The sequence below is a fragment of the Pasteurellaceae bacterium RH1A genome, assembly GCA_012221805.1.
In the GTDB taxonomy this organism is placed as follows: domain Bacteria; phylum Pseudomonadota; class Gammaproteobacteria; order Enterobacterales; family Pasteurellaceae; genus RH1A.
In genome coordinates this window covers 252,952-265,093 of record CP015195.1, presented here as the reverse complement: position 1 = coordinate 265,093, position 12,142 = coordinate 252,952, and the positions used below count along the sequence as shown (strand labels likewise).

The window sequence follows — 12,142 nt, the reverse complement described above, 5'->3', positions numbered from 1 at the left end:
TCCTTATTTTTTAAGCAACATTCTAGAACTGTGCATAAGTCGCTTGCTTATCCACCTTCTTTCTTGATCTAAAAAGCAAGATCTTAAAGGGTTATGATCTTCATAAGCACTTGATCTTAGAAGAGAAGATCTACTTATACACAGATCTTGCGATCACTAATAATCACTATAACAAGATCTTTATATATAAATAGATCTTTTATATTAGTGCGTTAAACTTTTCCAAAAGCCTTTTTGAGAAATGCCTTTTTTCAGGTAAAATAGCCCACTTTTTGTTACTTGATAGAAGATATGATTTATAACCAAATTTATGATGTGATTGTCGTTGGTGGTGGTCACGCAGGCACGGAGGCAGCACTTGCACCAGCCCGCATGGGGCTAAAAACCCTCCTTCTTACCCATAATGTTGATACCCTGGGCCAAATGTCCTGTAATCCAGCCATTGGGGGATCGGCAAGGGCCATTTGGTCAAGGAGATCGATGCCATGGGCGGGTTGATGGCTTTAGCTACCGATCAGGCCGGGATCCAGTTCCGTACCCTCAATTCTTCTAAGGGGTCTGCTGTGCGAGCCACTCGGGCCCAGGCCGACCGGGTGCTCTACCGCCAAGCCGTGCGAGTTGCCCTTGAAAACCAGCCTAATTTAGATATCTTCCAGCAGGAAGTGGTGGATATTTTGGTCGAAAACCACCGTGCGGTGGGGGCAGTGACCAAGATGGGCCTGACCTTTAAGGCCAAATCAGTTATTTTGACTGCAGGCACCTTCTTGGCCGGTAAGATCCATATTGGTTTGGATAACTATGCGGGTGGACGAGCAGGCGATCCAGCGGCCACTACTTTGGCGGCCCGCTTGCGTGATCTCAATTTACGAGTGGATCGGCTTAAAACCGGTACCCCTCCTCGTTTAGATGCTCGTACCATTGATTTTTCGGTCTTAGCCCAACAACATGGTGATGCGGAACTGCCGGTCTTTTCCTTTATGGGCAGTACCGATCTACATCCTCGCCAGATCCCTTGCTATATCACCCATACCAATACGGAAACCCACGATATTATCCGCAATAATCTGGATCGTAGCCCTATGTATACGGGGATTATTGAGGGGATCGGGCCGCGTTATTGTCCATCCATTGAAGATAAGGTGATGAGATTTGGTGATCGTAACGGCCACCAGATCTACCTAGAACCAGAAGGCCTGACCTCTAACGAAGTTTACCCAAACGGGATTTCTACCAGCCTGCCTTTCGATGTGCAGATGGGGATTGTTAATTCCATGAAGGGCCTGGAAAAAACCCGGATTATCAAGCCAGGCTATGCCATTGAATACGACTACTTTGACCCACGTGATCTTAAACCGACCCTAGAAACCAAGGCTATTGAGGGGCTTTTCTTTGCCGGCCAAATCAACGGGACAACGGGCTATGAAGAAGCCGCCGCCCAAGGCCTCTTGGCCGGGATTAATGCTGGCTTGCAGGTTCAAGGCTGTGATGCCTGGTACCCAACCCGTGACCAGGCCTATACTGGGGTCTTGGTGGATGACCTCTGCACCCTAGGCACTAAAGAACCTTACCGGGTTTTTACTTCCCGGGCCGAATACCGCCTGCTCCTGCGTGAAGACAATGCCGATATCCGCCTAACCCCAATCGCCCACGAATTTGGCTTGATTGATGAAGCCCGCTGGGCCCGATTTAATCAGAAGATGGACAATATGGCCAAGGAGAAAGAACGCCTCAAGCAGATCTGGATTCACCCGCAATCGGCCCACTTAGAGGCGGTTAATCAGATGGTCAATAGCCCGCTAACCCGTGAAGCCAACGGCGAAGATCTGCTCCGCCGGCCAGAGGTGACCTATGATAAACTGACTGCCCTTGAGCCTTTTGCTCCTGCCCTAGAAGATAGGCAGGCGGCAGAACAGGTAGAGATTTCCATCAAGTATCAGGGCTATATTGAGCACCAACAAAATGAGATTGAACGGCATAAACGCCATGAGAACACCCTCATTCCAGAGGCCTTTGACTATGACAAGGTAGAAAGCTTATCCAACGAGGTGCGGGCTAAACTGCTTCAACATCGCCCAGTTTCCATCGGCCAGGCCTCACGGATTTCAGGCATTACGCCGGCAGCCATTTCAATCTTGCTGGTGTCCTTGAAAAAACAAGGTATGCTCAAGCGGGGCGAATTATGATGAATCTTGCAAGGGCCGAAAGCCTGCTCAAAGAGCTGCCTTTTTCTGTGTCCGATCAGCAAAAAAATCAGCTATTCAAGCTGGTTGAATTGCTGGACAAGTGGAACAAGGCCTACAACCTGACTTCGGTGCGAAACCCTGATGAAATGTGGGTCAAGCATATCTTGGACAGCCTGGTGGTTAGCCCTTATCTAGAGGGCCAACGTTTTATCGATGTGGGCACGGGCCCCGGCCTGCCGGGCCTGCCTCTGGCCATTATCAATCCTGATAAGGAGTTTGTTCTGCTGGACAGCCTGGGCAAGCGGATCCGCTTTATTCAACAGGTGCTCTTGCAGTTGGGAATTAAGAACGTGCAGGCCGTTCAAGCTCGGGTGGAGGAATACCAGGGCCAAACCTTTGATGGTGTACTGAGCCGGGCCTTTGCCTCGCTCAAGGATATGGTGGACTGGTGTTATCACCTGCCCAATGAAAACGGCCGTTTTTATGCCCTTAAGGGGATTTTTTCAGAGGAAGAAGCCAGTCCTATTCAGGATTTGGTAAAAATCGAGCAAATCCACCCGCTTGTGGTGCCGGACTTGGTGGGAGAGCGGTGCTTGGTGGTGCTGAAAAAAGCCTAAAAAGAAAAAATGGATACTTGGTCAGAGTATCCATTTTAGTTTGTAAATTTGAGCTTTACTACGATGAAGGATTTTATGAATAAAGTCTTTAAAGTCTTGGACTGTCCTCAAATTTACCCTATTATTCTACCTGTCTACCTGTCTACCTGTCTACCTGTCTACCTGTCAAGGCAGTTTTTGTCAATATTTTTTGCAAAAATTTCGCAAATTTTATCAATTAGAAAAAATTTGTGGCGAAATCATTCGCATTCTTGTCACTTGGTCAATAAAAATGCCAGTATAACTGGCATTGTGTTTTATTCGTCTTCGGCAAAATCGGTTAGGTCTAACAATTCAGGCGAAAGAATGACACCGGTTAAATCGGCATAAACATAGTCTTCTGGGAAGAAGGTCACGCCGCCAAAATTAACTGGCGTATCAACTTCGCCGATGGTTTGCTCGTCCGCTCCCACTGGAATAGGGGCGATGGCCTGAATGCCGATGTCCAGAGTTTCTAAAATATCCAGCTGACGGACGGCACCGTAAACAATAATGCCTTCCCAGCCGTTATCCACCGCCAGTTGGGCCAGTTCGCCATTGATAAGCGCACGGCGTACCGAGCCGCCGCCATCAATCAGCAGAACCCGGCCTTCCCCATTTTCTTCCAGCACTTCTTCAATTAAGCCATTGCTTTCAAAGCATTTGACCGTGGTAATTTTGCCGAAGAAGGCAGGCACGCCGCCGAAGCTGGATAAAATGGGTTCAACCACGTCCACCTGATCGGAATACACATCACACAATTCAGAAGTATCAATACGCATAACAAGTTCCTATAAAGACTTAAACTTGAACAGTATAGATCTGTTTGGGGCATAACTCAAATTTTGCAAAAAATCGCAGAAAGTTACCCGCTTGTTACTCTCAACAAGCGGGCCAAAAAGGCGGAAAATTTGCAAATTTTGCTTACATTTCATCGGACTTGATCCATAATAAGCAGGCGTTTTATTTAAGGAGGTTCTATGTTTAAACAACTTCAACAGGTCGGTAAGGCCTTTATGTTGCCCATTGCTATTCTCCCAGCTGCGGGTTTGCTCTTGGGGATTGGCGGGGCGCTTTCCAATCAAGCCACCATCCAGGCCTATCCTGTGCTGGATAACCCAACCCTTCAGGGGATTTTCCAGATTATGTCAGCCGCTGGAACGGTGGTTTTTGCTAATCTGGCTCTTTTGCTCTGTATCGGCTTGGGTATTGGCCTGGCCAAGCGGGACAAGGGCGTGGCGGCTTTAGCGGCTGTGGTGGGTTATTTGATTATGACCGGCACCATTGCTGCTCTTATCCCTATGTTTTCGCCTGAGGTCACAGCCATTGATACGGGCGTGATTGGGGCGCTGGTGATGGGCTTGATCACGGTTAAACTGCATAACCGCTACCACAACATTCAACTGCCGCAAATCCTGGGCTTCTTTGGCGGTTCCCGTTTTGTGCCCATTGTGACGGCCTTTGCGGCCATCTTTGTTGGGGCCATCTTTTTCCTTATTTGGCCAACCTTCCAAGGCTGGCTGGTGTCTGCCGGCCAGGGCATTGCGGCTATGGGCGAAATCGGGACCTTCTTCTATGGTTTCCTCATGCGTTTAAGTGGGGCAGTGGGCTTACACCATATGATCTACCCGCTCTTCTGGTACACCGAATTGGGAGGCACGGAAATCGTTAATGGCGAAACCATTGTGGGCGCTCAAAAAATCTTTTTTGCCCAGTTGGCCGACCCTAACCACCAAGGCCTCTTTACTGAAGGCACTCGCTTCTTTGCCGGTCGTTTTGACACCATGATGTTCGGCCTGCCAGCGGCCTGTTTGGCCATGTATCATGCCGTGCCTAAGGCCAAACGGACTAAAATCGGCGGTCTTTTCTTGGGTGCTGCCTTAACCTCTTTTATCACGGGCATTACCGAACCGATTGAGTTTATGTTCCTCTTTGTGGCCCCTTGGCTCTATGTCTTCCATGCTTTCTTAGATGGGGTTTCCTTCTATATTGCCGATCTGCTCAACATTTCCATCGGTAACACCTTCTCTGGAGGTTTTATCGACTTCTTGCTCTTCGGTATCTTGCAGGGCAATGAAAACACCCATTGGCTACGAGTGGTCATGGTCGGCCTGCCTTGGGCCTTGCTCTATTACTTCTCCTTCCTCTTCCTGATTCGCAAGTTTAACGTGGCCACTCCAGGCCGGGCCGATGATGTGGAGGATGTCCTTGAGCAAACCGAAACGTCTTTAACCGATAATGCCCGCAAGATCATCACGGCACTTGGTGGGGCGGATAACATTGAAAATGTGGATGCCTGTATTACTCGCCTTCGGGTCTCTGTTAAAAACGTGGCCAGCGTCAATAAGCTGGATTTAAAACGCCTTGGTGCCATTGACGTACTGGAAGTAGGCGGCGGCATCCAGGCCATTTTCGGGGCCAAGGCCGTGCTTTATAAGAGCGAGGTCAATCAGCTTTTGGGCAAGGAAGATTAAGATCCTAAAAGATCGTTTTAATTGCGAAAAGGCCTTTACAAGCAGGAGGCGACTGACTATAATGTCGCCTCTTTTTGCCGTTTAGGCGGTAAATCTGATGGTGCTTGCCTATCAAGCCCCGTCCAAGACTGTAGGTGCGGCAACGCTTAATGTCCTACATAGATGGTGAACAGACAGAATTTTCTGCTTCTGGACACCAGAGGCTCAAGAATAGCCGTGCAAGCGGTGCGTTTTTGAGATTTTTTGTAAAATTCCACGCTTTTTGTGGAGTGTATCAGGAGCTAAAACCAATGGCATTAAATCTTCAAGACAAAAAAGCAATTGTTGCTGAAGTAAACGAAGCTGCCAGAGGTGCCCTTTCTGCTGTTATCGCCGACTCACGTGGCGTGACTGTAGAAAAAATGACTGAGTTACGTAAGTCTGCTCGTGAAGCGGGCGTTTCTATGCGTGTTGTACGTAATACCCTATTACGTCGTGCCGTAGAAAACACCGAATTCGAATGCTTAGCAGATAAGTTTACCGGTCCAACTCTTATTGCATTCTCAACTGAACACCCAGGTGCAGCCGCACGTTTGTTCACTGAATTTGCAAAAGCAAACAAAGAGTTTGAAGTTAAAGGTGCAGCCTTTGAAGGTAAGGTACAGGATGTTGAATTCTTAGCAACACTACCAACTTACGAAGAAGCGATCGCACGTTTAATGGGCACAATGAAAGAAGCTGCGGCAGGCAAACTTGTTCGCACTTTGGCAGCATTACGCGACAAATTACAAGAAGCAGCTTAAGTCTAAAGCACTTCTTATCTCGTTTAATTTTATTTATTTTAGGAATCGATTGTTATGTCATTAACTAACGAACAACTCATTGAAGCGATTGCTTCTAAATCAGTATCAGAAATCGTTGAACTTATCGCAGCGATGGAAGAAAAATTCGGCGTTTCAGCAGCAGCGGCGGTCGCAGCAGCTCCAGCAGCTGGTGCAGCGGCAGCAGAAGAAAAAACTGAATTCGATGTAGTATTGAAATCAGCTGGTGCTAACAAAGTAGCTGTAATCAAAGCAGTACGTGGTGCAACAGGCTTAGGCTTAAAAGAAGCTAAAGACCTCGTTGAGTCCGCTCCAGCTAACCTCAAAGAAGGCATCTCTAAAGCTGAAGCTGAAGCCCTTAAGAAAGAATTAGAAGAAGCTGGTGCAGAAGTAGAAGTTAAGTAATAACGGATACTGACCCTTCTAAAGGTTCTCAAACCCCGATGGAAACATCGGGGTTTTTGTTTGTCCGTGGGTAACTTGTTATCCTAGGGAATAAAATATAGGCTTCAAAATATTAACAGTCCAAGGAATTAATACAAAAATTATGTTTGAATATAATGAAAATAAGATTTTAAACACCGTTAAGCTGGATGCAGATGATAGATTTTTAGATCTTTTTTCAGGTTTTGATGATGCTTTTATCCAAACTCTAGAAGATCGTGACCTCAGCCCGCCTCAAGAGCGAGATAGTTTATGATATATAATAAACCCCGATAGTTATATCGGGGTTTTGTTTCTTTAAGCCTAATTATCTTCCAGTTCAGGTTGATAACGGTTAATGAGCTTTACTTTGCCTTTTAGACACTGTTGTGTTGATTGTTCCTTGATATTTAATTCCTCAGGGCAATCGACAAGCCTAGAGCTGTTTCCAAAAACTTGAGAGCTAGTGAAAAGGGTAAATGTTAGGAAGAATAACTTTCTTCTCATATTGGTTTTCACTTATCGACGACAAATACTATGGCCATATTTACTGCCTCCAGGCAAGCATTCACAGGCTTCGCCATCTCTATCTCGATCTAAATTTCTAGCACCAGTCTGGTTCATATAGGCTTGGGCTTATTGTTGGGTTGCAAAATCGGAACATCTGGCAGCAAAAACATTTGATGTAAGGCCGGCTAAAACACATAAAACGAAGATTTTTTTCATCATTTGGTTCTCCTAAATGAGTTACGGTATATTTTGAACCTAAAACAGGTTCAATTGCATTATAGCTTGCACCTAAAAACGGTTCAATAAATTTAGAACCTAAAATAGGTTCAATGAAGAACCTACGTTTATCCATTCACTCTGCTGAACATCAATGGCTTAGGGATTTATTCCTTAAACGCCGCCAGGAATTAAACCTAACTCAACGTGCATTAGCTGAAAAAATGGACGTGCTCTATTCCTTTATTGGAAAAGTAGAAACAGGTGATCGGCGTTTGGATGTGTTTGAGTTTTTAGCCTATTGTGAGGGCTTAAATCTCGATCCGCTAGAGGTGATCAGTGAGATGCGAAGACGGTTTCCTGCTTAATAGAAGCCATCAATTTATAAATTCCATCTTGCCAAATTTTAACCAAAATACTATAATAACCAACCCTTTTAAACCTTTTAGCTGACGGAAAATCCAGTCAGCTATTTGTGTTTTGTTATTTGAGCAATTTTCGTCGTTTTAATTGGCTTGAATTTTGGCTTGCAAGCGGTAAGGTTTTGCTAAAAATTTGCAAATTTTATCTATTTTTGCCCCGCTTGTGTGAGCACTCCCGCACCGCTTAACCCCTGTAAGTAGTGATTTTTGACTTACAGCCTGGTTGAGGGGAAAACGACACCTCGTACTCTGCCACTTCCAGCCAACCGGCAGGATTGTGAAACATCAACCCAAAGAGAATCAATAAACTAGAGGCCCAACAATGGCGTACTCATATTCTGAGAAAAAACGTATCCGTAAGAGCTTCGGCAAACGTCCGCAAGTGCTTAACGTCCCTTATTTATTAACCATTCAGCTTGATTCTTTTGATAAATTTATCCAAAGAGATCCTGAAGGACAACAAGGTTTAGAAGCGGCATTCCGTTCAGTCTTCCCAATTGTGAGCAACAATGGGGCAACTGAATTGCAATACGTTTCTTATGAACTTGGCGAGCCTGTTTTTGACGTGCGTGAATGTCAAATCCGTGGCACCACCTATGCCGCCCCACTGCGGGTAAAACTGCGTTTGGTCAGCTACGACCGTGAAGCAGCAGCTGGCACCGTTAAAGACATCAAAGAACAAAACGTCTATATGGGCGAAATTCCACTCATGACCGATAACGGTACTTTCGTAATCAATGGTACTGAGCGTGTTATCGTTTCGCAATTACACCGTAGCCCAGGCGTGTTCTTCGATTCAGACAAGGGTAAATCCCACGCCTCAGGTAAGGTTTTATATAATGCCCGCATTATCCCTTACCGTGGTTCTTGGTTAGACTTCGAGTTCGACCCGAAAGACAACCTCTACGCCCGTATCGACCGTCGCCGTAAATTGCCGGCCACCATCATCTTGCGTGCACTTGGCTACACCACTGAAGAAATCCTCAACCTCTTCTTTGAAAAGGTCACTTACAAGGTTTCAGACAACAATCAATTACAAATGACCCTTGTGCCAGAGCGTTTGCGTGGTGAAACGGCTAAATTCAATATTGAAGCCAATGGTAAGGTCTATGTAGAAGAAGGCCGCCGTATTACGGCTCGTCACGTGCGTGAGTTGGAAAAGGATAAAGTTGCCTTTATTGATGTGCCTGTGGAATACATCATCGGCAAGGTATCTGCCAAAGACTACATTGATCTTGAAACTGGTGAAGTGCTTTGTGCGGCCAATATGGAAATTTCCTTGGAGCTCTTGGCTAAGCTCAGCCAGGCAGGTCACAAGGAAATTGAAGTCCTCTTTACCAACGACTTGGACGAAGGTTCTTACATTTCTGAAACCTTACGTGTGGACCCAACCTACGACCGTTTAAGTGCCTTGGTGGAAATCTACCGCATGATGCGTCCAGGCGAGCCGCCAACAAAAGAAGCGGCAGAAGGCTTGTTCGACAATATGTTCTTCTCAACCGACCGCTACGACTTATCTGCAGTAGGTCGAATGAAATTCAACCGCTCGCTCAACATTCCAGAAGGCGAAGGCACAGGCATTTTAAGCAAGGAAGACATCATTCTTGTAATGAAGAAATTGGTGGACATCCGTAATGGCAGCGGCGAAGTGGACGATATCGACCACCTGGGCAACCGTCGTATCCGCTCTGTGGGCGAAATGGCAGAAAACCAATTCCGTATCGGCTTGGTACGTGTAGAACGTGCGGTGAAAGAACGCCTCTCCCTAGGCGACCTAGACGGAGTGACTCCGCAAGATCTCATCAATGCCAAACCAATTTCAGCCGCGGTTAAAGAATTCTTTGGTTCATCGCAACTTTCGCAATTTATGGACCAAAACAACCCGCTTTCAGAGGTGACCCATAAACGCCGTATCTCGGCTCTTGGTCCAGGCGGTTTAACCCGTGAGCGTGCAGGTTTTGAGGTGCGTGACGTACACAACACCCACTATGGCCGTTTGTGTCCAATCGAAACCCCAGAAGGCCCGAACATCGGTTTGATCAACTCGCTTTCAGTCTACTCCCGTACCAACAACTACGGCTTCTTGGAAACCCCATACCGTAAAGTGGTAAATGGCGTAGTAACTGAAGAAATTGAGTACCTCTCAGCCATTGATGAAACCAACTTCATCATCGCTCAGGCTAACTCAAACTTAGATGAAAACTTCCGCTTTACCGACACCTATGTAACGGCTCGTGGTGAGCGTGGTGAGTCTGGTCTCTATCGCCCTGAAGAAGTCCAATATATGGACGTTTCCACTCAGCAGGTGGTTTCTGTGGCAGCGGCCCTTATTCCATTCTTGGAGCACGACGATGCTAACCGTGCCTTGATGGGTGCCAACATGCAACGTCAGGCTGTACCAACTCTCCGTTCTGACAAGCCATTAGTCGGTACGGGCATGGAAAAACCAATCGCCCTTGACTCTGGTGTGGCAGTTATCGCTAAACGTGGTGGTACCATTCAGTATGTGGATGCATCTCGTATCGTGGTGAAAGTTAACGAAGATGAAACCATTGCAGGCGAAGCAGGTATTGATATTTACAACCTGATCAAGTACACCCGTTCTAACCAAAACACCTGTATCAACCAAATTCCATGTGTGAAATTGGGCGAGCCTGTGGAACGTGGCGAAATCCTTGCCGATGGCCCTTCAACAGACTTAGGTGAACTTGCCCTTGGTCAAAATATCCGTGTGGCCTTCATGCCTTGGAACGGTTATAACTTTGAAGACTCCATGTTGGTGTCTGAGCGTGTGGTACAAGAAGATCGCTTCACCACCATCCACATTCAAGAGCTTTCTTGTGTGGCACGTGACACCAAATTGGGTGCAGAAGAAATCACTGCCGATATTCCAAACGTGGGTGAGTCTGCCCTTAGCAAATTGGACGAATCTGGTATTGTTTACATCGGTGCTGAAGTAAAAGGTGGCGATATTCTGGTTGGTAAAGTTACGCCAAAAGGCGAAACCCAACTTACCCCAGAAGAGAAGCTCCTCCGTGCTATCTTCGGTGAAAAAGCCTCTGATGTGAAAGACTCCTCCCTTCGTGTGCCAAACGGTACATCAGGTACGGTTATCGACGTTCAAGTATTCACCCGTGATGGCGTGGAAAAAGACAAGCGTGCATTAGAAATTGAAGAAATGCAGTTGCGTGATGCTAAGAAAGACTTGACCGAAGAGTTCGAGATCTTAGAAGCAGGCCTCTTTGCTCGTGTGCGTGGTCTCTTGATTGCAGGCGGCGTGAAAGAAGCTGACCTAGACAAGCTCAGCCGTGACAAGTGGTTAGAACAAACCCTTGACGACGAAGCCAAACAGAACCAGCTTGAGCAACTTGCCGAACAGCACGAAGAACTCCGCAAAGAGTTTGAACGCAAGCTCGAAATCAAGCGTAACAAGATCATTCAAGGGGATGATCTTGCCCCTGGCGTGCTCAAAGTGGTTAAGGTTTACCTCGCGGTTAAACGCCAAATTCAACCAGGCGATAAGATGGCCGGCCGTCACGGTAACAAGGGTGTTATCTCAAAAATCAACCCTGTGGAAGACATGCCGTATGACGAAAACGGTCAGCCAGTTGAAATCGTCCTCAACCCACTGGGCGTACCGTCTCGTATGAACATCGGTCAGATTTTGGAAACCCACTTAGGCTTAGCTGCCCGTGGTATCGGTGACAAGATCAACGAAATGATCAAGCAACAACAGTCTGTGGCTAAATTGCGTGAATATATGCAAAAAGCCTACGACCTGGGCCACGGTGCACAAGAAGTGGATCTCAGCACCTTCTCTGATGAAGAAGTGATCCGCTTGGCCAACAACCTACGTAAGGGTCTACCGCTTGCGACACCAGTATTTGACGGTGCCCACGAAAGCGAAATCAAGGGTTTATTAGAGTTAGGTGGCTTGCCAACTTCAGGCCAAATCACCCTTTATGATGGCCGTACCGGTGAGAAATTCGAGCGTCCTGTAACCGTAGGTTATATGTATATGCTCAAACTCAACCACTTGGTTGATGACAAGATGCACGCCCGTTCAACCGGTTCTTACAGCCTGGTTACCCAACAACCGCTGGGTGGTAAAGCCCAATTCGGTGGTCAGCGTTTCGGTGAGATGGAGGTGTGGGCACTTGAAGCTTATGGTGCGGCTTATACCCTTCAAGAAATGCTTACCGTTAAGTCGGATGACGTAAACGGCCGTACTAAGATGTATAAGAACATCGTGGACGGAACCCATTATATGGAACCAGGTATGCCAGAGTCCTTTAACGTAATCACCAAGGAAATCCGTGCCTTGGCGATTGATATGGAGCTGGATGAGGCCTAAACCCTCCCGATGAAAATCCCCTCCCCCGTTTACGGGGGAGGGCTAGGGAGGGGGGATTGAGCGAAGCTCAAGAGACAAGCGGGTCAAAAATCGGCAAAATTTGCAAATTTTGGGAAAATTTAATC

The 12,142-nt window shown here is 46.8% G+C and carries 7 protein-coding genes and 1 pseudogene; 7 read left to right on the top strand and 1 reads right to left on the bottom strand.

The window, feature by feature from the left end; translation table 11 throughout:
* Positions 1 to 291: 291 nt before the first annotated feature.
* Together A4G20_01335 and A4G20_01330 are read left to right on the top strand one after the other, a co-directional pair.
* A pseudogene (locus tag A4G20_01335) lies at positions 292 to 2,183 on the top strand (tRNA uridine(34) 5-carboxymethylaminomethyl synthesis enzyme MnmG).
* The gene (locus A4G20_01330) at positions 2,180 to 2,800 is read left to right on the top strand and encodes a 16S rRNA (guanine(527)-N(7))-methyltransferase (GenBank protein QIW15091.1); all 621 of its coding nucleotides are present in this window, start codon (positions 2,180 to 2,182) and stop codon (positions 2,798 to 2,800) included. Before A4G20_01335 ends, A4G20_01330 begins: the two are co-directional and overlap by 4 nt.
* A gap of 296 nt (positions 2,801 to 3,096) precedes the next feature.
* Here A4G20_01330 and A4G20_01325 read toward each other — a convergent pair whose 3' ends face one another.
* Entirely contained in the window at positions 3,097 to 3,600 is a 504-nt protein-coding gene (locus A4G20_01325) for a ribonuclease E activity regulator RraA (GenBank protein ID QIW15090.1), read from the bottom strand.
* Positions 3,601 to 3,798: 198 nt separating this feature from the next.
* Between A4G20_01325 and A4G20_01320 the strand changes: the two genes are divergently transcribed.
* The 5 genes from A4G20_01320 to A4G20_01300 all read left to right on the top strand — a co-directional run bounded on the left by A4G20_01320 (position 3,799) and on the right by A4G20_01300 (position 12,017).
* Entirely contained in the window at positions 3,799 to 5,292 is a 1,494-nt protein-coding gene (locus A4G20_01320; GenBank protein QIW15089.1) for a PTS glucose transporter subunit IIB, read from the top strand.
* Positions 5,293 to 5,582: 290 nt separating this feature from the next.
* Positions 5,583 to 6,074, top strand: coding sequence for a 50S ribosomal protein L10 (locus tag A4G20_01315; GenBank protein ID QIW16821.1), 492 nt, complete (start codon positions 5,583 to 5,585; stop codon positions 6,072 to 6,074).
* Between the two features lie 54 nt (positions 6,075 to 6,128).
* A complete protein-coding gene (locus A4G20_01310) occupies positions 6,129 to 6,497 on the top strand; it encodes a 50S ribosomal protein L7/L12 (protein QIW15088.1) in 369 nt (122 codons plus the stop codon).
* An 857-nt stretch (positions 6,498 to 7,354) separates the two neighbouring features.
* Entirely contained in the window at positions 7,355 to 7,609 is a 255-nt protein-coding gene (locus A4G20_01305; GenBank protein QIW15087.1) for a transcriptional regulator, read from the top strand.
* A 376-nt stretch (positions 7,610 to 7,985) separates the two neighbouring features.
* Positions 7,986 to 12,017, top strand: coding sequence for a DNA-directed RNA polymerase subunit beta (locus A4G20_01300; GenBank protein QIW15086.1), 4,032 nt, complete (start codon positions 7,986 to 7,988; stop codon positions 12,015 to 12,017).
* Positions 12,018 to 12,142: the final 125 nt, after the last annotated feature.

Bases quoted from the DNA above. Each gene is read 5' to 3' on its own strand.
- A4G20_01330 (QIW15091.1), top strand. From the start codon at position 2,180: ATGATGAATCTTGCAAGGGCCGAAAGCCTGCTCAAAGAGCTGCCTTTT.
- A4G20_01325 (QIW15090.1), bottom strand. From the start codon at position 3,600: ATGCGTATTGATACTTCTGAATTGTGTGATGTGTATTCCGATCAGGTG.
- A4G20_01320 (QIW15089.1), top strand. From the start codon at position 3,799: ATGTTTAAACAACTTCAACAGGTCGGTAAGGCCTTTATGTTGCCCATT.
- A4G20_01315 (QIW16821.1), top strand. From the start codon at position 5,583: ATGGCATTAAATCTTCAAGACAAAAAAGCAATTGTTGCTGAAGTAAAC.
- A4G20_01310 (QIW15088.1), top strand. From the start codon at position 6,129: ATGTCATTAACTAACGAACAACTCATTGAAGCGATTGCTTCTAAATCA.
- A4G20_01305 (QIW15087.1), top strand. From the start codon at position 7,355: ATGAAGAACCTACGTTTATCCATTCACTCTGCTGAACATCAATGGCTT.
- A4G20_01300 (QIW15086.1), top strand. From the start codon at position 7,986: ATGGCGTACTCATATTCTGAGAAAAAACGTATCCGTAAGAGCTTCGGC.